Annotated in this window: 20 protein-coding genes; 14 read left to right on the forward strand and 6 right to left on the reverse strand. The window is 71.4% G+C overall.

Features of this window, described 5'->3' with window-relative positions; genetic code table 11:
• Window positions 1–45 precede the first annotated feature (45 nt).
• Window positions 46–1110, forward strand: a complete 1065-nt coding sequence (locus ACFWJO_RS01410) for a hypothetical protein (RefSeq protein WP_384412167.1) — start codon at window positions 46–48, stop codon at window positions 1108–1110.
• Between the two features lie 61 nt (window positions 1111–1171).
• On the opposite strand, the gene ACFWJO_RS01415 is transcribed toward ACFWJO_RS01410, so the two are convergent.
• Window positions 1172–3622 carry an MFS transporter gene (locus tag ACFWJO_RS01415; RefSeq protein ID WP_386862773.1) on the reverse strand — a complete coding sequence of 817 codons (2451 nt, stop codon included), beginning with the start codon at window positions 3620–3622 and terminating at the stop codon, window positions 1172–1174.
• Between the two features lie 318 nt (window positions 3623–3940).
• A complete protein-coding gene (locus ACFWJO_RS01420) occupies window positions 3941–4384 on the reverse strand; it encodes an SRPBCC family protein (protein WP_384412163.1) in 444 nt (147 codons plus the stop codon).
• Window positions 4385–4520: 136 nt separating this feature from the next.
• Between ACFWJO_RS01420 and ACFWJO_RS01425 the strand changes: the two genes are divergently transcribed.
• From ACFWJO_RS01425 to ACFWJO_RS01435, 3 genes are all read left to right on the forward strand, one after another.
• Window positions 4521–5579 (forward strand): Rv2578c family radical SAM protein, encoded by a 1059-nt coding sequence (locus ACFWJO_RS01425; protein ID WP_386862774.1) that lies wholly within the window; start codon window positions 4521–4523, stop codon window positions 5577–5579.
• Window positions 5580–5673: 94 nt separating this feature from the next.
• Entirely contained in the window at window positions 5674–7281 is a 1608-nt protein-coding gene (locus tag ACFWJO_RS01430) for an alpha/beta hydrolase (RefSeq protein ID WP_386862775.1), read from the forward strand.
• Between the two features lie 76 nt (window positions 7282–7357).
• Window positions 7358–7774: a RidA family protein gene (locus ACFWJO_RS01435; RefSeq protein WP_386862776.1), complete on the forward strand. Its 417-nt coding sequence runs from the start codon at window positions 7358–7360 to the stop codon at window positions 7772–7774.
• On the opposite strand, the gene ACFWJO_RS01440 is transcribed toward ACFWJO_RS01435, so the two are convergent.
• Window positions 7771–8340 carry a HEAT repeat domain-containing protein gene (locus tag ACFWJO_RS01440; RefSeq protein ID WP_386862849.1) on the reverse strand — a complete coding sequence of 190 codons (570 nt, stop codon included), beginning with the start codon at window positions 8338–8340 and terminating at the stop codon, window positions 7771–7773. The two genes, ACFWJO_RS01435 and ACFWJO_RS01440, sit on opposite strands and share 4 nt — an antisense overlap.
• Between ACFWJO_RS01440 and ACFWJO_RS01445 the strand changes: the two genes are divergently transcribed.
• From ACFWJO_RS01445 to pssA, 10 genes are all read left to right on the forward strand, one after another.
• Window positions 8242–8472: a hypothetical protein gene (locus ACFWJO_RS01445; protein WP_386862852.1), complete on the forward strand. Its 231-nt coding sequence runs from the start codon at window positions 8242–8244 to the stop codon at window positions 8470–8472. The genes ACFWJO_RS01440 and ACFWJO_RS01445 overlap by 99 nt on opposite strands.
• Before the next feature lie 239 nt (window positions 8473–8711).
• Window positions 8712–10493 carry a 3-hydroxyacyl-CoA dehydrogenase family protein gene (locus ACFWJO_RS01450; RefSeq protein WP_386862777.1) on the forward strand — a complete coding sequence of 594 codons (1782 nt, stop codon included), beginning with the start codon at window positions 8712–8714 and terminating at the stop codon, window positions 10491–10493.
• Between the two features lie 124 nt (window positions 10494–10617).
• Window positions 10618–11490 carry a TetR family transcriptional regulator gene (locus ACFWJO_RS01455; protein ID WP_386862778.1) on the forward strand — a complete coding sequence of 291 codons (873 nt, stop codon included), beginning with the start codon at window positions 10618–10620 and terminating at the stop codon, window positions 11488–11490.
• Between the two features lie 416 nt (window positions 11491–11906).
• Window positions 11907–13244 (forward strand): crotonyl-CoA carboxylase/reductase, encoded by a 1338-nt coding sequence (gene ccrA, locus ACFWJO_RS01460; protein ID WP_386862779.1) that lies wholly within the window; start codon window positions 11907–11909, stop codon window positions 13242–13244.
• A gap of 29 nt (window positions 13245–13273) precedes the next feature.
• On the forward strand, window positions 13274–15310 hold the full coding sequence (locus ACFWJO_RS01465; protein WP_386862780.1) for a protein meaA: 2037 nt from the start codon (window positions 13274–13276) through the stop codon (window positions 15308–15310).
• Entirely contained in the window at window positions 15307–16272 is a 966-nt protein-coding gene (locus tag ACFWJO_RS01470) for an HpcH/HpaI aldolase/citrate lyase family protein (protein ID WP_384419704.1), read from the forward strand. Before ACFWJO_RS01465 ends, ACFWJO_RS01470 begins: the two co-directional genes overlap by 4 nt.
• A gap of 5 nt (window positions 16273–16277) precedes the next feature.
• A complete protein-coding gene (locus ACFWJO_RS01475) occupies window positions 16278–16790 on the forward strand; it encodes a MaoC family dehydratase (RefSeq protein WP_128981445.1) in 513 nt (170 codons plus the stop codon).
• A 2-nt stretch (window positions 16791–16792) separates the two neighbouring features.
• Window positions 16793–17998, forward strand: coding sequence for an acyl-CoA dehydrogenase family protein (locus ACFWJO_RS01480; RefSeq protein ID WP_384419701.1), 1206 nt, complete (start codon window positions 16793–16795; stop codon window positions 17996–17998).
• Window positions 17999–18167: 169 nt separating this feature from the next.
• Complete coding sequence (locus tag ACFWJO_RS01485; protein WP_384419698.1) at window positions 18168–18824, forward strand: phosphatidylserine decarboxylase; 657 nt, start codon at window positions 18168–18170, stop codon at window positions 18822–18824.
• Window positions 18817–19695 carry a CDP-diacylglycerol--serine O-phosphatidyltransferase gene (gene pssA, locus ACFWJO_RS01490; RefSeq protein ID WP_386862850.1) on the forward strand — a complete coding sequence of 293 codons (879 nt, stop codon included), beginning with the start codon at window positions 18817–18819 and terminating at the stop codon, window positions 19693–19695. Before ACFWJO_RS01485 ends, pssA begins: the two co-directional genes overlap by 8 nt.
• A gap of 67 nt (window positions 19696–19762) precedes the next feature.
• On the opposite strand, the gene ACFWJO_RS01495 is transcribed toward pssA, so the two are convergent.
• The 3 genes from ACFWJO_RS01495 to ACFWJO_RS01505 form a co-directional block, all read right to left on the reverse strand.
• Window positions 19763–20359 (reverse strand): GNAT family N-acetyltransferase, encoded by a 597-nt coding sequence (locus tag ACFWJO_RS01495; protein ID WP_386862781.1) that lies wholly within the window; start codon window positions 20357–20359, stop codon window positions 19763–19765.
• A 63-nt stretch (window positions 20360–20422) separates the two neighbouring features.
• Window positions 20423–21385, reverse strand: a complete 963-nt coding sequence (locus ACFWJO_RS01500) for a sigma-70 family RNA polymerase sigma factor (RefSeq protein WP_386862782.1) — start codon at window positions 21383–21385, stop codon at window positions 20423–20425.
• Window positions 21386–21406: 21 nt separating this feature from the next.
• Complete coding sequence (locus ACFWJO_RS01505) at window positions 21407–22618, reverse strand: NAD(P)/FAD-dependent oxidoreductase (RefSeq protein ID WP_386862783.1); 1212 nt, start codon at window positions 22616–22618, stop codon at window positions 21407–21409.
• Window positions 22619–22686 lie beyond the last annotated feature (68 nt).

Below are 22686 nucleotides of genomic sequence, written 5' to 3' on the forward strand. Positions count from 1 at the left end.
ACGGCCGCAGTTTTCGTCGTCCCGCGTACCCCAGGAGACCCCTCGGTGACCACCTCGATCGCCCCGTCCGGCATCCCCGCTCCCGTCGACACCGGCGAGTGGGTCGAACCCGCCGCGCAGTCCGTCGCCGAGGCCGTGGTGCGCGACGCCCGTGACTTCGGGGTGTACGCGCGGACCGGAGGCTGGGCCTTCGCGCTCAAGGTGGCCCGCAGCGTGCGGCCCGGCGGCCAGCCGGCCGAGGGCTCCGAGAAGGTCTCGGCGAAGGCCTTCGCCGAGCTCGCCGGCTGCTCCGCCGAGCGGGTCATGCGCTACTACAAGGCCTGGGACATGGCCGCGGACGACGGCCTGGTGCCGCAGTTCGAGGCGCTGCTGCCCGGCGAGGACGTCGAGCTGCCGGACGCCGACGTCTGGCTGTCGTACTACTCCTCCCGCAACAGCGCGACCTCCGTGCGGGGCCACGCGATCACCGCGGCCGCCGAGGCCGAGGGCATCAAGGCGACCAAGGCGCTGGAGGTGGCGGAGAACCCGACCGCGCTGCGCGCCGCGATCCTCGCCGACCCGGGCACCGCCGAGGCCGCGCGGGGCGCGCTGCTCGACCGCATGAAGCAGGACCCGGCGCTGCAGACCGAGATGGCCCGGGCCATCGCCCGCACCGGCGACCTGAAGAAGGCGGTGGCGCAGGAGGCGAAGGCCGCGGACCGGATCGAGTACGTCCGGCAGATCGCCGAGGGCGGGCAGATCAGGACGCCCGCGGGGCAGACGGTGGCGGCGCCCGCGGAGCTGCGCGCCGAGGCCGAGCGGCACCTGTCGCTGATCGACGAGCTGGACGACTCGGAGGAGGCCGGCGAGTGGGCCGGCGAGGCCTACGACACGGTGCGGACGATGGTCGCCCGGGCCGTCGAGGCGGATCCGGAGCTGCGCGTCCAGGAACGCCGGACGAAGTTCTACAACAGCCTGCAGAAGGCGACGAAGGTCTTCGAGGAGCTGACCCTGGACGAGGTCCTGGAGGAGGACGTCGTCGAGGAGGACATGCTCCAGCGCCTGGAGGCCCTCCAGGAGGCGATCGGCGCGTGCATCAGCGCGCTGCGCAAGGCGACCGCCTCCTCCTGACCCCCGTCGCGGGACTCAGGGCCTGTCCGGCAGGACCCGGCCAAGATCCGGAAGAGACGGCCTAGTCCTCGTGGCCGAGCTGGAGGTCGCGTTCGGTGCGGCCGCCGCCCGCGAGCTGGAGGACCGTGGCCATGGGCGGGTAGCCGGCGGCGATCACCGTGTACTCGCCGGAGGACAGGTCCACGAAGCGGAAGGTGCCGTCGGTGCCCGTGGTGAGGGTGTCGACGACGTTGCCCGCCGCGTCGAGGAGGGTGACCCGGGCGTCCTCGACGGGGCGCCCGCCGCCCGCCCGTACCGTGCCGCGGAGCACCGCGCCGCCCGCCAGTTCGATGTCCTGGCGGGTCTCGCGGGAGGACTGCACGCTGACCGGGAGCGCGGCGGGCCGGAAGGCGGGGGCGCTGGCCGCCAGGGTGTACTCGCCCGCGACCAGTTCGCCGATCACGTAGCCGCCCTCGCGCCCGCTGCGCGTGGAGGCGACGACCTCGCCGCGCACGTCGGTGAGGGTGACGGCCGCGTCCCGTACGGGTGTGCCGTCGGCGGTGACGACGGTGCCGGCGAGCCGTCCCGCGCCGCCGAGGACGACGTCGAGCTCGACGGGGCGCTCCCCCACGGTGACCGAGACCGCCTGCGGCTGGTGGCCGCCCGCGGCGGCGATCAGGACGTACGGGCCGGGGCCCGGCACGCTGAGCGCGTACCGCCCGTCGTCGCCGCTCCCGCCGCGGCCGATCTGGCGGCCCTGGACGTCGATGAGGGTGAGGGCGGCGCGCGGGACGCAGCTGCCGTCGTGGTGCTGGACGGTGCCGCAGACGGGGACGCCGGCGGTCGGCTGGGCGGCAGGCCGGCCGGTGGCGGTGGCCGTCGCGGCGCGGGCGTGCGGGACGGGAGGGGCGGGGGCCTCGGTGGCGGGGGTGTGGTGGGACACCAGCGGTTTCTCCTTGAGAAGGAAGGCGAGGACGAGACCGAGCGCGAGGACCGGCACGAGGTAGAGGAAGATCCAGGGCATCGCGTCGGCGTAGGCCTCGACGAAGGCGTCGCGCAGGGCCGGTGGCAGCGCGTGGACCGTCTGCGGGGTGACGGAGTCGGCGGGCGGCAGCGCCGCGGCGCCGGCGGCGGGCAGCCGTTCGGCGAGGGCGTCGTCGAGGCGGGCGGCGAAGAGGGTGCCGAAGACCGCGGCGCCGACGCTGCCGCCGATCTGCCGGAAGTAGTTGTGGGCGCTGGTCGCGGTGCCGAGGTCGGAGGGGCGCACGGAGTTCTGCACGGCGAGCACGAGCACGGGCATGACCAGGCCGATGCCGACCCCCAGGACGGCCTGCCAGAGGCTGTGCTGGAGACGCGGCGTGTCGGTGTCCATGCGGGAGAGGAGCCACATGCCCAGGGTGGAGACGGCGCCGCCGGCGATCGGATAGGCCTTGTAGCGGCCGGTACGGCTGATGAGCCGGCCGGAGACGACGGAGGCGACGACGATGCCGCCCATGAGCGGGAGCATCAGCAGACCGGACTCGGTGGCGGTGGCGCCCTCGACCATCTGCAGGAAGGTGGGCAGATAACTGGCCGCGCCGAACAGCGCGATGCCGACGACGGCGCCGACCAGGCTCGTGACGGTGAAGACGGAGTCGCGGAACAGCCGCAGCGGGACGAGGGGTTCGGGCGCGAAGCGCTCGACGACGAGGAAGAGGACGGCGGCCGCGGCGGCGCCCGCGCCGAGACCGAGGACGACCCGGGAGTCCCACGCGTACGTGGTGCCGCCCCAACTGGTCAGCAGCACCAGGCAGGTGGAGGCGGCGGCGAGCAGCAGCGCGCCCAGCACGTCGAAGCGGGCGCGGGTGACGGGCTTGGGCAGCTTGAGGACGGCGGCGACGACGGCGAGGGTGACGAGGCCGAAGGGCACGTTGAAGTAGAAGCACCAGCGCCAGGAGACGTGGTCGGTGAAGAAGCCGCCGAGCAGGGGTCCGGCGACGGAGGCGAGTCCGAACGCCGCGCCGATGAGGCCCATGTAGCGCCCGCGTTCGCGGGCGGGCACGATGTCGGCGATGATCGCCTGGACGCCGATCATCAGTCCGCCGGCGCCGACGCCCTGGAGGGCGCGGAAGGCGATGAGCTGGTCCATGGTGCGCGACCAGCCGGCGAGGCCGGAGCCGATGACGAAGACGACGATCGCGAAGAGGAAGACGCCCTTGCGGCCGAGGAGGTCGCCGAGCTTGCCGTAGACGGGCAGGCCGATGGTGGCGGTGAGCAGGTAGGCGGTGATCGCCCAGGACATCCGGTCGAGGCCCTGGAGTTCGCCGACGATCTTCGGCAGGGCGGTGGCGACGATCATCTGCTCGAGCGCGGCGAGCAGCAGGGCGAGCATGAGGCCGCAGAAGACGAGGCGGACGCGGCGCGGGTCGAGGGCGGCCGGGGGCTCCTTGGGAGGTGGCGTCGAGTGGCCGGGCGGGTCGCCGGCGAGGAGCGGAGCGGTGCCCTCGGCGGCCGCCGCGCCCTCGGTGTGCTCGGCCAGCGTGATCGCACCCATGTGCTGCTCCCCTCGTCGCGGCGTCTGCGCGCGTCATTCTTCGCATTGGGCGCGAAGGGGGAGCAAGTCGGGCGGTACGGGAGGAGGGTGGGCCGTCCGGTGCCGAACGGGCCTAGGGGGCGGCGCACTTGGGGCGCTCATCAGGGCATTTGCCGGGTGGCGCGCGACCCCCGGGTGCGCCGGGCACTCTTGCGGAGGTCGCGCGGAAACCACTCGAATCGGTGAGGGATCCGGGCGTTACTTCCCGGTTCCGGTTTCCCGAGGCTACTTCCCGGGAGGGTTTTCCCCGGGCTGCCTTCGCGGGAGGGTCTCCCCGGGCTACTTCTCGACCTCGGCGGCGAGCTTGTCGAGCACCGCGTCGTAGATGCGGCCGAGGCCCTTGGGGGCGAAGGTCCTCTCGAAGAAGCCGCCGATGCCGCCGGCGCCGTTCCAGACGGTGCTGACGACGGCCTTGGACCTGCCCTCGCCGGCCGGCGTGACGGTCCAGGTGGTGACCATGGAGGAGTTGCGGTCCTTCTCGACCAGCTGCCCGTCGGTGGGCTCGGTGACCTCCAGGAGGCAGTCGCGGACGCGCTTGCTGGTGGCCTGGAGCTTCCAGTGGACGAGGGTGCCCTCGCCGTCGCCGCCCTCGCGCACCTCGTACTCGCTGAAGTGCTCGGGGAGCAGCTTCGCGCGCGTCCCGGAGTAGTCGGCGAGGGTGTCGAACACCGTCTCCGCGTCGGCGGCGATGATCCGCTCCGTCGTGGCCTCGACCTGCGCCATTGCACTTCCTCCAGCTTGGTATCTCGGGGATGTGCCCCAAGCCAATCACCTGGGGGCCGGGGCGCGAAATCCGGGTTGCGGCGATCAAGGGAACATGTGTTCTAATCTGGGACCACCCGTCACCGAGGAGGCGTCCATGCGCTGGGACCATCTGGCCGACACTCCCGCGGCCCCCGCCGCTCCCGCCGACATCGCGCTGTTCGGCACGGACGCGGTCACCACCCGTACGTTCGACACGCCCGAGTTCCGCGGCATCACGTTCCACGAGGTGCGGGCCCGGTCCATCGTCAACCGCGTGCCCGGCGCCTCCCGCATGCCGTTCGAGTGGACGGTCAACCCGTACCGCGGCTGCACGCACGCGTGCGTGTACTGCTTCGCCCGCAAGACGCACAGCTATCTGGACCTCGACACGGGGATCGGCTTCGACTCGCAGATCGTCGTCAAGGTGAACGCGCCCGAGCTGCTGCGCACCCAGCTCGCCTCCCGGCGCTGGCAGGGCGCGCACATCGCGATGGGCACCAACGTCGACTGCTACCAGCGGGCCGAGGGGCGCTACCGGCTCATGCCGGGCATCCTGGAGGCGCTGCGCGACCACGCCAACCCGTTCTCGATCCTCACCAAGGGGACGCTGATCCTGCGCGACCTGGAGCTGATCCGGCAGGCCGCCGACGTCACCGAGGTCGGCGTCTCCGTCTCCGTCGGCTTCACCGACCACGAGCTGTGGCGGACGGTCGAGCCCGGCACCCCGGCCCCCGAGCGCCGCCTGGACGTCGTGCGCACCCTCGCCGGGCACGGCATCGGCTGCGGGGTCCTGATGGCCCCGGTGATCCCCTTCCTCGGCGACCGGCCCGAGCAGCTGCGCGCCACCGTGCGCGCCATCGCCGAGGCCGGCGCCACCTCCGTCACCCCGCTCGTGCTCCATCTGCGGCCCGGCGCCCGTGAGTGGTTCATGACCTGGCTGGGCCGCCACCATCCCGGCCTGGTCGGCCGCTACGAGCGCATGTACGCGGGTGGGGCCTACGCGCCGACCTGGTACCAGCGCCGGATCACCCGTCAGGTGCACGAGTTCGCCGACGAGTTCGGCATAGGGCCCGGCAGGCGGGAGGCCTCGCGGTCGCACCGCGGGACGCCCCTGCCCGACCACCACGCGCGCGTGCCGGAACCCTCCGGGCCGGAGCAGCTCACCCTCCTGTGAGCGCCACTCCCTTGACGGCGCGTCACGTCCGCCGAACGGGTCAACTCTCGCCGGAAACGGTCCTGATGCTCCGCGCACGGGGCACGGACGCCGTATGAGACCCCGCGCAGGAATGCTGATCGCCGCTGGGGCGCTGGTCGCCGGGACGGTCACCGTCCTGCCCGCCACCGCCACGGCCACCGCCGCGACCGGAACCGGGCCGGCCGCCCGCCCCGTCACCCCGCTCGCCTGGACGGACTGTCCGACCAAGGCCTATCCGAAGCTCCAGTGCGCCACCCTGAAGGTGCCGCTGAACCACGACGACCCGGCCGGGCGGAGCATCACGCTCGCCCTGACCCGCGTCGCGCACACCGCGCGGACCTTCCAGGGCCCGCTCCTGGTCAACCCCGGCGGCCCCGGCGGCAGCGGGCGCGGCATGGCGGGTTACGTCGCCGCCGCGCTGCCCGCGAAGGTGGCCGCGCAGTACGACGTCATCGGCTTCGACCCGCGCGGCGTCGGCAAGAGCGAACCCGCCCTGAACTGCCTCCCCGGCCACTTCGACCCGGTGCGGCCCGACTCCGTGCCCGGCAGCGCCGACGGCGAGCGGGCGGGCGTCGAGCGCGCCCAGGCCTTCGCCAGGGCCTGCGGCGAGAAGTACGCCGACGTCCTGCCGTACATCGACACCGTCTCCACCGCCCGCGACATGGACGCGATCCGCGCGGCGCTCGGCGCGCCGAGGCTCAACTACCTCGGCTACTCCTACGGCACGTACCTCGGCGCCGTGTACGCGCGGCTCCACCCGGAGCGGGTGCGGCGCATGGCCCTGGACTCCGTCGTCAACCCGCACGGCGTCTGGTACGAGGACAACCTCGCCCAGGACTACGCCTTCGACACCCGGCACAAGGACTTCGCCGCCTGGGTGGCCCGCAACGACGACGCCTACCGGCTCGGGACCGACCCGGCCGCCGTCGAGGCCGCCTGGTACGGGATGCGGGAGGAACTGCGCACCAGGCCCGCGAGCGGCAAGGTCGGCCCCGGCGAGCTGGAGGACACGTTCCTGCCGGGCGGCTACTACAACGGTTACTGGCCGAAGCTCGCCGCCGCGTTCTCGGCGTACGTCAACGAGCGGGACGGCGCTCCGCTGGTGAAGGCCTACGAGGACTTCGCCGCCGCGGACACCGCCGCCGAGAACGGCTACTCGGTGTACGCGAGCGTCCAGTGCCGCGACGCGGCCTGGCCGCGGGACTGGAACGTCTGGCGCAAGGACAACTGGGACACCCACGCCAAGGCACCGTTCTCCACCTGGAACAACGCCTGGTACAACGCGCCGTGCGCGTTCTGGCCGGTCGAGTCGCTGACCCCGCCGGACGTCACGAACGACCGGCTGCCGCCGGTGCTCGTCCTCCAGGCCACCGACGACGCGGCCACTCCGTACGAGGGCGGGGTCGCACTGCACCGGATGGTCCGCGGCTCCAGCCTGGTCGTCGAGGAGGGGGGCGGCAACCACGGCGTGACGCTCGCCGGGAACGACTGCATGGACGAGCACCTCGCCGCCTACCTCTCCACCGGAAAGGTGCCGCGCGGCACGGAGGGCTCGGAGGCGGACGCGGTCTGCGAGACCCTGCCGGAGCCGGAGCCCGCCAAGGCCACGGCCAAGGCGGCCCGTGGCACCGCCGCGGACGCCGGCGCCACCCTGCACGGGATGCTCGGGCACGTGCGCTGAGACTCCCCCGGAGTCGTCGCCAGGCCGGCGGCAGGCGGGGGCGGGGTTGTCAGTGGCGTGGGTGAGGATGTGGGCCATGAGCACGCACCTGACCCATGTCCCCGCCCCCGACGGCCTCGCCCCCAGCCCGCAGTACAGCCACGTCGTGTGGGGCACCGGCCGGTTCGTGGCCGTGTCCGGCCAGATCGCCCTCGACCCGGAGGGCGCGGTCGTCGGCGCCGGGGACGCGGCCGCTCAGGCCCGCCAGGTGTTCGCGAACCTCGGCCGCTGTCTGGCCGCCGCCGGCGCGGACTTCGGGGACGTCGTGAAGCTGACGTATTTCGTCACCGACATGGCGCACCTGCCCGCGGTCCGCGCGGCGCGCGACGCCGCTTTCGGCGCGCTTCCCCTCCCGGCGAGCTCGGCGGTCCAGGTGACCGCCCTGGTGCGGCCGGAACTCGTCCTCGAGATCGAGGCGTTCGCGCTGATACCCGAGGACCGGCGGACAGTCTAAGGCCTGCCGCCGAGGCGCCCCAGCGCCTCCCGTGCCGCTCCCCCGAACCTCGGGTGCGGCAGGGCCGCCTCCAGGACCTCGCGGGCGGCCGGGTCGCCCAGCGTGCCGAGGCCCTCGACGCAGGCCAGGCCGACCCGCCAGTGCGGGTCGCCGGGCGCGAGCCTGCGGCGGAGGACCGTGACGAGGGCCGGGACGCTCTCCGGAGCCCGCAGGGCGGCGAGGAGGCGGACCGGCAGCAGGGCGTAGGCGACGCGGAGTTCGTTGGTGGCGAGCGCCTCGGCGGCCCGCGCGGTGCGGGGGTCGCCGAGGCGGGTCAGGGCGTGGGCGGCGGAGACGCAGCGCTCCGGGTCGCGGTGGTTGAGGAGGAGGACGAGCGCCTCGAAGGCGCGCGGGTCACCCGCCAGGCCGAGCCGGAAGGCGGCGATCTCGCGGGCCCAGAGCGGCTGCCCGGGCGCGGTGAGCACGCGGTGGAGTTCCTCCGCGCCGAGTGGCCCGGCGAGTTCTTCGAATGCGGCGGGAACGGCCCCTTCGGCATTCCCGATCTCTTCACGCAAACGATCGATCATCGAGCAGAATTCGGGATCCTCGGGAAGTTCCGCGGCGATTTCCATGAATCCGAGGCTATCCGCGATCCAGATCACACTTTCCCAACTTCCCAGGACTGGCGTGCTCGTTACCCGGCAGTTAATCTCGGGTGAGCGGGCCACCCCCCGCACTTCTCATGACGGCCTGGTGACGCAGCCGTCGTGGGGGCACCCCCATGCCGATGGCTTGGGGAGTCCGTTCGGTTCGGCAGTTTTCGACGTGACTCCGGGACAGGGTCCGTCTCCTTCATTTCCCACGCCCTCCGGGCTCTCTTCCGCCCTCCGGGCCCTCGCGCCTTCCCCTTTTCCGCGCGCTGCCTTCAGTCGTCACTCTTCCTCCCAGGAGTCCCCTGATGGACACCCCTCTCTCCACCATCGCCGTCGTCGGTCTCGGCACCATGGGCACGGGCATCGCCGATGTCCTGGCCCGGGCCGGCCGCGAGGTCATCGGCATCGACATCGACGAGACGGCGGCCGCCAGGGCCGTCGCCGCCCTGGAGGCCTCCACCGCCCGCGCGGTGGCCCGTGAGCGCATCACGGAGGAGGAGCGGCAGGACGTCCTCGCCCGGTTCCGTACCTACTCCGAGCTCCAGGCCGCGGCGGACGCCGACCTCGTGATCGAGGTCGTTCCCGAGTCGTACGAGACCAAGCAGGAGGTCTTCCGGGCCCTGGACGGCATCGTCCGGCCCGGCACCATCCTCGCCACCGGCACCAACGCGCTCTCGGTGACCCGGCTCGCCGCCGACTCCGCGCACCCGGAGCGTGTCCTCGGACTCCACTTCTTCACGCCGGTCCAGGCGATGAAGCTGGTCGAGGTCGTCTCCTCGGTGCTGACCGACCCCCGGGCCGTCGACGCCGTCACCCGCCTCGCGCAGGATCTCGGCAAGGAGCCCGTCGCGGTCGGCGACCGGCCCGGTTTCGTCGCCGACGGCCTGCTCTTCGGCTATCTCAACCAGGCCGCCGCCATGTACGAGGCCAAGTACGCCTCGCGCGAGGACATCGACGCGGCCATGCGGCTGGGCTGCGGCCTGCCGATGGGCCCGCTGGCGCTGCTCGACCTGATCGGCGTCGACACCGCCCGTACCGTCCTGGAGGCGATGTACGCCTCCTCGCGGGACCGGCTGCACGCCCCGGCCCCGATCCTCAAGCAGCTCAGCGAGGCGGGCCTGACCGGCCGCAAGTCCGGCCGCGGCTTCTACACCTACGAGGCTCCCGGCTCGGCCACCGTGGTGCGCGACGCGCTCACCCCGCTGGACTCGGTCGCCACCGCCGGCGGCCGTGAGGTCCGCTCGGTCGGCGTCGCCGGCTCGGGCACCATGGCCTCCGGCATCGCCGAGGTCTTCGCCAAGGCCGGTTACGAGGTCGTCCTGGCGGCCCGCTCGCAGGAGAAGGCCGACACCGCCAAGGCCCGGATCGCCAAGTCCCTGGCCCGCTCCGTGGACAAGGGCCGGATGACCGGCGAGGCCCGCGACGAGACGCTGGCGCGGATCCTCCCGGCCGGCTCGCTCGACGCCTTCGCCCAGGTGGACCTGGCGGTCGAGGCGGTCGCCGAGGACCTGGAGATCAAGCAGGACCTGTTCGCCCGCCTGGACAAGATCTGCAAGCCGGGCGCGGTGCTCGCCACCACCACCTCCTCGCTGCCGGTCGTCGCGTGCGCCAGGGCCACCTCGCGCCCGCAGGACGTCATCGGGATGCACTTCTTCAACCCGGCGCCGGCCATGAAGCTGGTGGAGATCGTCCGTACCGTCCTGACCTCGGACGACGTCCACGCGACCGTCCGCGAGGTGACGGCGAAGATCAAGAAGCACGGCGTGGACTGCGGCGACCGGGCCGGCTTCATCGTCAACGCGCTGCTCTTCCCGTACCTCAACAACGCGATCAAGATGGTCCAGGAGCACTACGCGAGCCTGGACGACATCGACGCCGCGATGAAGCTGGGCGGCGGCTACCCGATGGGCCCGTTCGAGCTCCTGGACGTGGTCGGCCTGGACGTGTCGCTCGCCATCGAGAAGGTGCTGCACCGCGAGTTCCGCGACCCGGGTCTGGCCCCGGCGCCGCTGCTCGAGCACCTGGTGGCCGCGGGCTGCCTGGGCCGGAAGACGGGGCGTGGCTTCCGCGAATATGCCCGCCGCTGAGGCCGCCGACGGGTCGTACGGGGGATGGGGAGGGCTGCTCAGCCCGCCGGGCACCGCGGGTGCCGGGCCGGGCTCCCCTCCCCCACCTGGGCACACTCCCGCTCCGATGCAGTACGTTCGGGACATGTCCAAGGCCGCGAAGACACCCCGTGCCACGTCCACGCCCGACTCCCCGGAGAGCGCGGCGGGGACCCGTGCCGCCGCGCAGCGGCTGAAAATGCGCCGGGAGCTGGCCGCCGCGGCCATGGAGCTGTTCGCCTCCAAGGGCTACGAGGCCACGACCGTCGACGAGATCGCGGCCGCGGCCGGGGTGGCCCGGCGGACCTTCTTCCGGCACTTCCGCTCCAAGGAAGAGGCGATCTTCCCGGACCACGACGACACCCTGGTGCGGGCCGAGGCGGTGCTGAACGCGGCCCCGCCGCACGAGCACCCGCTCGACACGGTGTGCCGGGGCATCAAGGAGGTCATGAAGATGTACGCGGGCTCGCCCGCGGTCTCCGTGGCGCGGTACCGGCTCACCCGTGAGGTGCCGACGCTGCGGGAGCGCGAGATCGCCTCGGTGGCCCGCTACGAACGCCTCTTCACCCGCTATCTGCTCGGCCACTTCGACGAGCGCGACCACCACGACGGCAACGACGACCCGCTGCTCGCGGAGGTGGCCGCCTCCGCGGTGGTCACCGCGCACAACCACGTGCTGCGTCGCTGGCTGCGCGCGGGCGGCCAGGGCGACGTCGAGGCCCAGCTGGACCACGCCTTCGCGATCGTCCGGGAGACCTTCGGCACGGGCATAGGCGCGCGGCCGGCGACGCCCGGGAGCCCGGCCACCGCCGAGCCGGCCGCCCCGGCCGCCTCGGCCGCCTCGGCCGCCTCGGCGGCCGCGCCGGTAACGGCCGCCACCGCGTCCACGACGGGCGACGTGGTGGTCGCCGTCGCCCGGACGGACGCACCGCTCGACGAGGTCATGCGGACCATCCAGGAGGCACTGAAGAAGGGCTGAACCGCCCGGCACCGCGCTCCATGACGAGGGCCGCCCCCGATTCCGGGGGCGGCCCTCGTCATGTCCGGAGACGCATACGCCCAGTTCAGGCGCATTTTCGATCGATCATCGCTCATCCGTGACCACCAGATTGCATCTGAGTGAAATTGTTGGCACGCAGTGCCTTGTCAGGTGACACGGCGTGCCATACGTTGATGCTGTCCGGGCGGCCGGCGCGCAGAGATCACCTCGTGCGCCGGCTGTCCCCACGGGCGATCCTGCTCGTGCGCCCGGACGCCTGCGTCACAGGCACCCTCGCGCCCACCACGGCGCCGCCACAGCACCACCACGCCGAACCGACGGCACACCTCCACAGCAGCAACCCGACGTAACCCTCAGCGCGTCCCCCTCAGACGCCGCACCGCCGGAGGCATCCCGTGAAGGACATCCTGGACGCGATCCAGTCGCCCGACTCCACCTCGGCCGACTTCGCCAACATCAAGCTCCCCGAGTCGTACCGGGCCGTGACCGTCCACAAGGACGAGGCGGAGATGTTCGCCGGAGTGGCCAGCCGCGACAAGGACCCGCGCAAGTCGCTCCACCTGGACGAGGTCCCGCTGCCCGAACTGGGCCCGGGCGAGGCCCTGGTCGCCGTCATGGCCAGCTCCGTGAACTACAACTCGGTGTGGACCTCGATCTTCGAGCCCGTGTCGACGTTCGGCTTCCTGGAGCGCTACGGCCGCCTCTCCGAGCTCACCAAGCGCCACGACCTGCCGTACCACGTCATCGGCTCCGACCTCGCGGGCGTCGTCCTGCGCACCGGCCCGGGCGTCAACGCCTGGCAGCCCGGCGACGAGGTCGTCGCGCACTGCCTCTCGGTCGAGCTGGAGTCCTCGGACGGCCACAACGACACGATGCTCGACCCCGAGCAGCGCATCTGGGGCTTCGAGACCAACTTCGGCGGCCTCGCCGAGGTCGCCCTGGTCAAGTCCAACCAGCTGATGCCGAAGCCCGAGCACCTGAGCTGGGAGGAGGCCGCGGCCCCGGGCCTGGTGAACTCCACCGCGTACCGCCAGCTGGTCTCCCGCAACGGCGCCGGCATGAAGCAGGGCGACAACGTCCTGATCTGGGGCGCGAGCGGCGGCCTCGGCTCGTACGCCACGCAGTTCGCACTGGCCGGCGGCGCCAACCCGATCTGTGTCGTCTCCTCCCCCGAGAAGGCCGACATCTGCCGGTCCATGGGCGCCGAGGCGGTCATCGACCGCAACGCCGAGGGCTACAAGTTCTGGAAGGACGAGCAGACCCAGGACCCGCGCGAGTGGAAGCGCTTCGGCTCCAAGATCCGCGAGCTGACCGGCGGCGAGGACATCGACATCGTCTTCGAGCACCCCGGCCGCGAGACCTTCGGCGCGAGCGTCTACGTCACGCGCAAGGGCGGCACCATCACCACCTGCGCCTCCACCTCGGGCTACATGCACCAGTACGACAACCGCTACCTGTGGATGTCGCTGAAGCGCATCATCGGCTCGCACTTCGCCAACTACCGCGAGGCGTGGGAGGCCAACCGCCTCATCGCCAAGGGCAAGATCCACCCCACCCTGTCGAAGGTCTACTCCCTGGAGGAGACCGGCCAGGCCGCCTACGACGTCCACCGCAACCTGCACCAGGGCAAGGTCGGCGTGCTCGCCCTCGCCCCGGAGGAGGGCCTCGGCGTCCGCAACCCGGAGATGCGCGAGAAGCACATCGACGCCATCAACCGCTTCCGCAACATCTGACACCTCAACCTCTGACCCAGGGACCATAGATGACAGAGCGTCAGAAGGATCGGCCGTGGCTCATGCGGACCTACGCCGGCCACTCGACCGCCGAGGCGTCGAACGAGCTCTATCGGCGGAACCTCGCCAAGGGCCAGACCGGCCTCTCGGTCGCGTTCGACCTGCCCACGCAGACCGGCTACGACCCGGACCACATCCTCGCCCGCGGCGAGGTCGGCCGCGTCGGGGTGCCCGTCTCGCACGTCGGTGACATGCGGCGGCTGTTCCAGGACATCCCCCTGGAGCAGATGAACACCTCGATGACCATCAACGCCACCGCCATGTGGCTGCTGGCGCTCTACCAGGTGGTCGCCGAGGAGCAGGGTGCCGACATCACCCGGCTCCAGGGCACCACCCAGAACGACATCGTGAAGGAGTACCTGTCGCGCGGGACGCACGTCTTCCCGCCCGGTCCCTCGCTCCGCCTCACGACGGACATGATCGCGTACACGGTCAACCACATCCCGAAGTGGAACCCGATCAACATCTGCAGCTACCACCTGCAGGAGGCGGGGGCCACCCCGGTCCAGGAGATCGCGTACGCGATGTCCACCGCGATCGCCGTCCTCGACGCCGTCCGCGACTCGGGCCAGGTGCCCGAGGAGCGGTTCGGCGAGGTCGTCGCCCGCATCTCGTTCTTCGTGAACGCGGGCGTCCGCTTCATCGAGGAGATGTGCAAGATGCGCGCCTTCGGCCGCATCTGGGACACGATCACCCGCGAGCGCTACGGCATCGAGGACGCCAAGCAGCGCCGCTTCCGTTACGGCGTCCAGGTCAACTCGCTCGGTCTGACCGAGGCCCAGCCGGAGAACAACGTCCAGCGGATCGTCCTGGAGATGCTGGCCGTGACGCTGTCGAAGGACGCACGCGCGCGTGCCGTCCAGCTGCCGGCCTGGAACGAGGCGCTCGGACTGCCGCGCCCCTGGGACCAGCAGTGGTCGCTGCGCATCCAGCAGGTGCTCGCGCACGAGTCCGACCTCCTGGAGTACGAGGACATCTTCGCCGGCTCGCACGTCATCGAGGCCAAGGTGGACGCCCTGGTCACCGAGTGCCTGGCGGAGATCGAGCGGATCCAGGAGATGGGCGGCGCCATGGCCGCCGTCGAGTCCGGCTACCTGAAGGCGCAGCTGGTCTCCTCGCACGCCGAGCGCCGCGCCCGCATCGAGTCGGGCGAGGAGAAGATCGTCGGCGTCAACATCTTCGAGACGACCGAGCCCAACCCGCTCACCGCCGACCTGGACACCGCGATCCAGACGGTCGACCCGGCCGTCGAGGCCCGCGTCGTGTCCGCCCTGCGGACCTGGCGCGACACCCGCTACCAGCCGCCCTTCAACCACCCGCGGCCCTGCAAGGCCCTGGAGCGGCTGAAGGAGGCCGCCAAGGGGACCGACAACCTCATGGAGGCCACCCTGGAGTGCGCCCGCGCCGGCGTCACCACCGGCGAGTGGGCCGGGGCGCTGCGCGAGGTCTTCGGCGAGTTCCGGGCCCCGACCGGCGTCTCCTCCGCCCCGGTGGCCGTCCCGGCCGAGGCGGGCTCCCCGCTGGCCGAGGTGCGCCGCAAGGTGGACCGCACCGCCCAGGACATGGGCGTCGGCAAGCTGCGCTTCCTGGTCGGCAAGCCGGGCCTCGACGGCCACTCCAACGGCGCCGAGCAGATCGCCGTGCGGGCCCGCGACGCCGGGTTCGAGGTGGTCTACCAGGGCATCCGGCTGACGCCGGAGCAGATCGTGGACGCGGCCCTGGAGGAGGACGTGCACGCCGTCGGCCTGTCGATCCTCTCCGGCTCGCACGCCCAGCTCGTGCCGGACGTCCTCGAACGTCTGAAGGCCGCCGGGGCGGCCGACATCCCGGTCGTCGTCGGTGGGATCATCCCGAACGCCGACGCCGAGGAGCTCAGGGCGGCGGGCGTGGCCGCCGTCTTCACCCCGAAGGACTTCGGCATCACCGGGATCATCGGCCGTATCGTCGACGAGATCCGCAAAGCCAACCAGCTCAGCCCGCTCGAAAGTACGGAGGTCCCCGCATGACCAGCCCCGTGAACCGCCTGCGCCCGCGTCGTTCGTGCCTCGCGGTGCCCGGCTCCAACCCGCGGTTCCTGGAGAAGGCCCAGGGCCTCGCCGCCGACCAGGTCTTCCTGGACCTCGAGGACGCCTGCGCGCCGCTGGCCAAGCCGGAGGCCCGGCACACCATCGTGAAGTTCCTCAACGAGGGTGACTGGACCGGCAAGACCCGCGTGGTCCGCGTCAACGACTGGACGACCCACTGGACGTACCGCGACGTCGTCACGGTCGTCGAGGGCGCCGGCCAGAACCTCGACTGCATCATGCTGCCGAAGGTGCAGAGCGCCGAGCAGATCGTCGCGCTCGACCTGCTGCTCACCCAGATCGAGAAGACCATGGGCTTCGAGGTCGGCAAGATCGGCATCGAGGCGCAGATCGAGAACGCCCAGGGCCTGACCAACGTCAACGCGATCGCCCAGGCCTCGCAGCGCGTGGAGACGATCATCTTCGGCCCGGCCGACTTCATGGCCTCCATCAACATGAAGTCCCTGGTCGTCGGCGAGCAGCCGCCCGGCTACCCGGCGGACGCGTACCACCACATCCTGATGAGCATCCTGATGGCCGCCCGCGCCAACAACCTCCAGGCGATCGACGGCCCCTACCTGCAGATCCGCAACCAGGAGGGCTACCGCGCGGTCGCGCAGCGCGCCGCCGCCCTGGGCTTCGACGGCAAGTGGGTGCTGCACCCGGACCAGGTCGCCGCGGCGAACGAGATCTTCTCGCCCTCGCAGGAGGACTTCGACCACGCCGAGCTGATCCTCGACGCGTACGACTACTACACGTCCGAGGCTGGCGGGAAGAAGGGCTCCGCGATGCTCGGCGACGAGATGATCGACGAGGCCTCCCGCAAGATGGCCCTGGTCATCTCGGGCAAGGGCCGTGCCGCCGGCATGCAGCGCACCAGCAAGTTCGAGATCCCGGAGGCCTGATCCCGATGCAGTTCGGCCGCACCTACGAAGAGTTCGAGATCGGCGCCGTCTACAAGCACTGGCCTGGAAAGACGGTCACCGAGTACGACGACCATCTCTTCTGTCTGCTGACGATGAACCACCATCCGCTGCACATGGACGTGAATTACGCGGAGAACACGACGGACTTCAAGAAGAACGTCGTCGTCGGCAACTACATCTACTCGCTGCTGCTCGGCATGTCCGTGCCGGACGTCTCCGGCAAGGCCATCGCCAACCTGGAGATCGAGTCGCTGCGGCACGTGGCGCCGACCTTCCACGGCGACACCATCTACGGCGAGACCACCGTCCTCGACAAGACGCCGTCGAAGTCGAAGAGCGACCGCGGCATCGTCTACGTCGAGACCAAGGGCTACAAGCAGGACGGCACCCTGGTGTGCGTCTTCCGCCGGAAGGTCATGGTCCCGACCGCCGAGTACATCGACGCGCGCGGCGGCGAGCAGCCCGGCCGCCCCGAGCTGAAGGAACAGGGGAAGTAGTCATGGCGCGACTCGCCCAGACCCACGGTCTGACCGACGTCCAGCAGGAGATCCTCTCCACGGTCCGGGACTTCGTGGACAAGGAGATCATCCCGGTCGCCACGGAGCTCGAGCACCGTGACGAGTACCCGCAGCAGATCGTGGACGGGCTCAAGGAGCTCGGCGTCTTCGGCCTGATGATCCCCGAGGAGTACGGGGGCCTGGGTGAGTCGCTGCTCACCTACGCGCTGTGCGTGGAGGAGATCGCGCGCGGCTGGATGTCGGTGTCCGGCATCATCAACACCCACTTCATCGTGGCGTACATGCTGAAGCAGCACGGCACCCAAGAGCAGAAGGAGTACTTCCTTCCGCGGATGGCGGCCGGCGAGGTGCGCGGCGCGTTCTCGATGTCGGAGCCGGGTCTCGGCTCGGACGTGTCGGCGATCACGTCGAAGGCGGTGAAGGACGGCGACGAGTACGTCCTGAACGGCCAGAAGATGTGGCTGACGAACGGTGGCACGTCAACGCTGGTGGCCGTTCTCGTCCGAAGTGACGAAGGACACCCCGAGGGCACCGCCCCGCACAAGTCGATGACGACCTTCCTCGTCGAGAAGGAGCCCGGCTTCGGAGAGGTCCGCCCCGGCCTCACCATCCCGGGCAAGATCGAGAAGATGGGTTACAAGGGCGTCGACACGACCGAACTCATCATGGACGGACTGCGCATTCCGGCCAATCGTGTCCTCGGCGGGGTCACCGGCCGAGGGTTTTACCAAATGATGGACGGCGTCGAGGTCGGTCGCGTGAACGTGGCGGCCCGTGGTTGCGGCGTCGCACAGCGTGCCTTCGAGCTGGGCGTCCAGTATGCCCAGCAGCGTCACACTTTCGGAAAGCCGATCGCCCAGCACCAGGCGATTCAGTTCAAGCTGGCCGAGATGGCTACCAAGGTCGAGGCCGCTCATGCCATGATGGTGAACGCAGCGCGCAAAAAGGACTCCGGGGAACGAAACGACCTCGAAGCAGGGATGGCGAAGTACCTCGCCTCCGAGTACTGCAAGGAGGTCGTCGAGGACGCCTTCCGTATCCACGGCGGCTACGGGTTCTCGAAGGAGTACGAGATCGAGCGCCTCTACCGTGAGGCACCGATGCTGCTCATCGGCGAAGGTACCGCCGAGATCCAGAAAATGATCATTGGTCGTCGGCTGCTCGAGGAGTACCGCTTCCAGGGTTGATTGTCGCATTTGGGTCGGTATGGCCGCGAAGAAGATCACACCCTGTGTTCGGCTTCCGGCCTCCGACTCGGCTTCTGGCTTGCCCAGTTGCGGCCCGCAACCGATAGCATCGCCGGAAAGCCGCCGTCCCCCGTTGCCAGTGCGGCATCATCCGCTACGAAGGTCATCCATGCCCCACAGCCAAACCTCTGCACACCGCGACAGCCTCAAGGGCGCACGCATCGCACGCGGAGCATCGCCGTGGCTTCTGCCGACCGTCGCCACCGCGGCGCTGAGCCTCGCGCGCGCGCGCAAGTCGACCGCCGCCAAGGCCATCGCCGTGCCGGCCACCGCTCTCGCGGCCGGCATGCTGTGGTTCTTCCGCGACCCCGAGCGCGAGATCGCTCAGGGTCGGGTCATCTCGCCCGCCGACGGCGTGGTGCAGAGCATCATGCCGTGGAAGGACGGACGCACCCGCGTCGCCATCTTCATGAGCCCGCTGAACGTCCACGTCAACCGCGCGCCGCTGGCCGGCACGGTGACGTCCGTGGAGCACGTCCCCGGCGGCTTCGTGCCGGCGTTCAACAAGGAGAGCGAGAACAACGAGCGCGTTGTCTGGCACTTCGACACCGAGCTCGGTGACATCGAGATGGTCCAGATCGCGGGCGCCGTGGCCCGGCGGATCGTGCCGTACATCCCGCAGGGGACGAAGGTCGAGCAGGGTGACCGGATCGGACTGATCCGCTTCGGTTCGCGCGTCGACATCTACCTGCCGGAGGGTGTCGAGGTCGCGGTCGAGGTCGGTCAGCCCACGACCGCGGGGGTGACTCGCATTGACCGTGATTGATCCCGACACACGGGCGGCCGACTGGGTCGCCGAGGCGGAGGCGGACGGCGTCGACGAGGCCGAGGAGATGCCGCTGTCGATGAGGCTGTCCATAGCGGACGCCCTCACGCTCGGTAACGCCACGTGCGGCTTCATGGCGGTGTACTTCACCACCACCGGCATCCTCATCCCGCACCTCACGGGCAGCGGCGTGGAGACCGGCATGGCGCGGCACTCGGCCGCGACCGCCGTGATCCTGATGCTGGGAGCGGCGATCTTCGACCTGTTCGACGGGATCGTCGCGCGCAAGCTGCGCAGCTCCCCGATGGGTGCCGAGCTCGACAACCTGTCGGACCTGATCAGCTTCGGTCTGGCGCCGGCGTACTTCGTGCTGGTGTACGGCATGGTCGCGGACGACGCGCACCAGAAGGTCTCGGCGGTGGCCGCGATCGTGGTGCTGCTCGCGGTGGTGCTGAGGCTCGCGCGGTTCTCGTGCGTGACGATGAAGGACGGCATGTTCCAGGGCATGCCGAGCCCCTTCGGCGCGCTGACGGTCGTCTCGATCATCCTGCTCGAGCTGCCGTTCATCCCGACCCTGCTCGCGATCATCGGCACGGCGTGGCTGATGGTGAGCCGGGTGGAGTACCCGAAGCCGCGGGGTGTCCTCGCGGTGGCGATGCTCAGCTGGATCGTCGGAGCGATGGGCATGCTGGCGGCCTGGGCGTTCGACGCCCCGGGCGGACAGCTCCTGCTCCAGACCGGCTGCGCGCTGCAGGTGGTGCTGGGCGCCGTGATCCCCCTCTTCGCGACGGCCCGGCGAGTGAACACCTTCCGCGACAACCGGCGTGAGAGCCGGGAGGCGCGGCAGGCGCAGGCGGCGCAGCTGCCGTAGCACGACCTCTGGGAAGGCCCCGGACGCGGAACCGCGTCCGGGGCCCTTTCGTGTGCCCTCCCGTGGGTCAGCGGCCCAGGCGCTTGTAGTAGAGGGTCGTGGGGCGGAGGGTGCCGCCCGGGTCGGCGGCGAAGTCGGGGATGACGCCCGCCGGGGTCCAGCCGGCGGCTCGGTAGAGCCGCTCCGCGGGGCTGTCGGTCTCGGTGTCCAGTACGAGGAGGCTGAGGCCGGTCGCGGCGGCGTGCGCCTCGGCGGTGGCGAGCAGCCGGGCGCCGAGGCCCCGGCCGCGGGCGTCGCGGTGCACCACGAGCCGGGCGATCTCGCCGCGGTGCCGTCCGTTCGCCTTGGCGTCGCGCACGAGGGTCACGACGCCGAGGACCCCGCCGTCGGGTCCGTACGCCGCCCAGATCTCGCGCGCGTCGGCCACCTCGTTCCACCAGGCGGCGGCCTCGGCCGGGTCCAGGGGCGCCAGGAAGCCGATGGAGGCTCCGCCGGCCACCGCGTCCACCAGGAGCGCGCCCAGGCCGTCGGAGGCCCGCTCACGGACCTCCTGGGGCGTCAGACGCCGGATCTCCGCCCCGCCGCCGTCCCGCGTCTCCCCGAGCGGCTTCTCCCCCGCGCGCTCCTCGCCGAGCCGCTTCTCTTCACTGCGTACGTCGTTCATGCGTCCGAGGCTCGCACCGGCGTGTTACGCGGGTGTGTCGCCGCGCGCCGGTCGGGTCGTGGGTCACCACTGGGCGACGAGCGGCGGCGCGTCCGGTTCGTGGTGCCGCCAGGCCTCGGCGAGGCGGGTGAGCCGGGCCGGCGCGGCGATGCCCCGTACGGTCGCGATCCTGCCGTCGGCGATGTCGAAGGTGACGGCGCCGATGACCTGGTCGTCGAGCACGAAGAGCACGGCGGCGGCGCCGTTGACCAGTGCGAAGTGGACGGTCGGCGTGCCGCCGGCGAGGCGCCGCTTCGCTTGCGTGGGGGTGAAACCGGCCCGTGCGACGGCGGCGACGCGCTCCGGGGTCTCGAACCGCACCAGCTTCGCGGTCAGGCCCGCGCCGTCGGAGACCGCGGTCACGTCGTCGGTGAGGAGCGCCACGAGCCGTTCGGTGCGGCCCGAGGTGGCCGCGGCGAGGAACTCCTCGACGATCCGGCGGGCGGAGGCCGGATCGACCTGGCCGTCGCCGCCGCGGCGGCGCGCGCCGGCGACGTGCCGCCGGGCCCGGTGGAGGTGCTGCTGGCTCGCGGCCTCGCTGACGTCGAGGATGCCGGCGATCTCGGCGTGGCTGTACGAGAACGCCTCGCGCAGGACGTACACGGCCCGCTCGAAGGGCGACAGGCGCTCCATCAGCGTCAGCACGGCCAGGGAGACCGATTCGCGCTGCTCGAACGTGTCGGCGGGGCCGAGCATCGGGTCGCCGTCGAGGAGCGGTTCGGGCAGCCAGGCGCCGGCGCTGCGTTCGCGGCGGGCCTGGGCCGAGCGGAGCCGGTCGAGGCACAGGTTGGTGACGACCTTGGTCAGCCATGCCTCGGGCACCTTGATCCGCTGCCGGTCGGCGGCCTGCCAGTGCAGGAACGCGTCCTGCACGACGTCTTCCGCGTCGACGGCGGAGCCGAGGAGACGGTACGCCAGCGAGGCCAGCCGGTTCCGGCTGGCCTCGAACCGGCTGGTGTCGAAGCGATCGGCGGTGGTGCTGTCCACGATGATCACCTTAGTGGGTGGCTACGCGGCCGCCTGCTCGGCAGGGGTCAACACGGGCGCGGCGAGGCGGTGTTGGCGCTTGGGGATGCCGAAGGTGGGGTGCGAGGTGGTCCACAGCGACATCCTGAGGATGCCCGCCTTGATCCGGGCGGCCTTCCGGCCGCCGAGGAACGTCGGCTTCGCGATCCCCTCCCCGTCGACCATCTGCAGGATCCCGTCCCGCCGTCCGAGGCTGATGTGGTTGCCGTGGTAGGTCAGGCTGGTGTGACCGGTCTTGCGGCCGGTCAGGTGCCGGAGGATCGCGTCGGTCGCCCGCATGCCGGTGTAGCCGGCCGAGGCGCAGGACATCGGCAGCGGCAGGCCGTTGTCGCCGATGGCGTACGCGGCGTCGCCGGCGGCGTAGACGTCGGGGTGCGAGACCGACCGCATGCTGCCGTCGACGACGATCCGGCCGTCGTCGGTGACTTCGAGGCCGCCGGCCGCGGCGATGGGGTCGACGGCGAAGCCGGCCGTCCACACGATCGCGTCGGACGCGAGGAAGGTCCCGTCGGCGCAGCGCACCCGGGTCGGCTCGACGGCTTCGACGACGGTGTGCTCGACGACGGTGATGCCCAGTCGGTCGCAGGCCCGGCGCAGGTGGCCGCGGGCTCCGGCGGAGAGCCGGGCGCCCAGCTCGCCGCGGGCGACGAGCGTCACCGACAGGCCGGGCCGGGACTCGGCGACCTCGGTGGCGGTCTCGATGCCGGTCAGCCCGTCGCCGACGACCAGCACGCTCCGGTCCTCGCCCCGCCCGGCCTGGTGCTCCAGCTCGTCCAGGCGCTGCCGCAGGCGCAGCGCCGAGGGCCGGCCGGTGACGTCGAAGGCGTGCTCGGCGACGCCGGGGACGCCGTGGTCGGCGACGCGGCTGCCGAGGGTGTAGACGAGCGTGTCGTAGCCGAGCTCGCCCTCTTCTCCGTCGGCGCCGGCCACGGCGACCACCCGGCGTGCGGGGTCGACGGTGGTGACCCGGCCCACGCGCAGCCGTACCCCCGTTCCCGCGAAGACGTCGGCGAGCTTCGGAGCGTCGATCTCCTGGCCGGCCACGAACTGGTGCAGCCGCAGGCGCTGCACGAAGTCCGGTTCGGCGTTGACCACGGTGATCTCGGCGTCCGCCGGGGACAGCCGGCGGCCCAGGTTCCCTGCCGCGTAGGCCCCGGCGTAGCCGGCGCCCAGGACGACGATGCGGTGCTTCATGCGTCTTCTCCTGTCGTTTCGCTTGCTTCCCGGAGGTTGAGCGGGACAGCGAGGCGATTCCTGACAGG

This window comes from Streptomyces sp. NPDC127092 (assembly GCF_042722475.1).
GTDB lineage: Bacteria > Actinomycetota > Actinomycetes > Streptomycetales > Streptomycetaceae > Streptomyces.

Excerpts from the sequence above, each read along its gene's own strand:
- ACFWJO_RS01415 (WP_386862773.1), bottom strand. The coding sequence starts at position 3,622 with ATGGGTGCGATCACGCTGGCCGAGCACACCGAGGGCGCGGCGGCCGCC.
- ACFWJO_RS01420 (WP_384412163.1), bottom strand. The coding sequence starts at position 4,384 with ATGGCGCAGGTCGAGGCCACGACGGAGCGGATCATCGCCGCCGACGCG.
- ACFWJO_RS01425 (WP_386862774.1), top strand. The coding sequence starts at position 4,521 with ATGCGCTGGGACCATCTGGCCGACACTCCCGCGGCCCCCGCCGCTCCC.
- ACFWJO_RS01430 (WP_386862775.1), top strand. The coding sequence starts at position 5,674 with ATGAGACCCCGCGCAGGAATGCTGATCGCCGCTGGGGCGCTGGTCGCC.
- ACFWJO_RS01435 (WP_386862776.1), top strand. The coding sequence starts at position 7,358 with ATGAGCACGCACCTGACCCATGTCCCCGCCCCCGACGGCCTCGCCCCC.
- ACFWJO_RS01440 (WP_386862849.1), bottom strand. The coding sequence starts at position 8,340 with ATGATCGATCGTTTGCGTGAAGAGATCGGGAATGCCGAAGGGGCCGTT.
- ACFWJO_RS01450 (WP_386862777.1), top strand. The coding sequence starts at position 8,712 with ATGGACACCCCTCTCTCCACCATCGCCGTCGTCGGTCTCGGCACCATG.
- ACFWJO_RS01455 (WP_386862778.1), top strand. The coding sequence starts at position 10,618 with ATGTCCAAGGCCGCGAAGACACCCCGTGCCACGTCCACGCCCGACTCC.
- ACFWJO_RS01465 (WP_386862780.1), top strand. The coding sequence starts at position 13,274 with ATGACAGAGCGTCAGAAGGATCGGCCGTGGCTCATGCGGACCTACGCC.
- ACFWJO_RS01470 (WP_384419704.1), top strand. The coding sequence starts at position 15,307 with ATGACCAGCCCCGTGAACCGCCTGCGCCCGCGTCGTTCGTGCCTCGCG.
- ACFWJO_RS01475 (WP_128981445.1), top strand. The coding sequence starts at position 16,278 with ATGCAGTTCGGCCGCACCTACGAAGAGTTCGAGATCGGCGCCGTCTAC.
- ACFWJO_RS01480 (WP_384419701.1), top strand. The coding sequence starts at position 16,793 with ATGGCGCGACTCGCCCAGACCCACGGTCTGACCGACGTCCAGCAGGAG.
- ACFWJO_RS01485 (WP_384419698.1), top strand. The coding sequence starts at position 18,168 with ATGCCCCACAGCCAAACCTCTGCACACCGCGACAGCCTCAAGGGCGCA.
- ACFWJO_RS01495 (WP_386862781.1), bottom strand. The coding sequence starts at position 20,359 with ATGAACGACGTACGCAGTGAAGAGAAGCGGCTCGGCGAGGAGCGCGCG.
- ACFWJO_RS01505 (WP_386862783.1), bottom strand. The coding sequence starts at position 22,618 with ATGAAGCACCGCATCGTCGTCCTGGGCGCCGGCTACGCCGGGGCCTAC.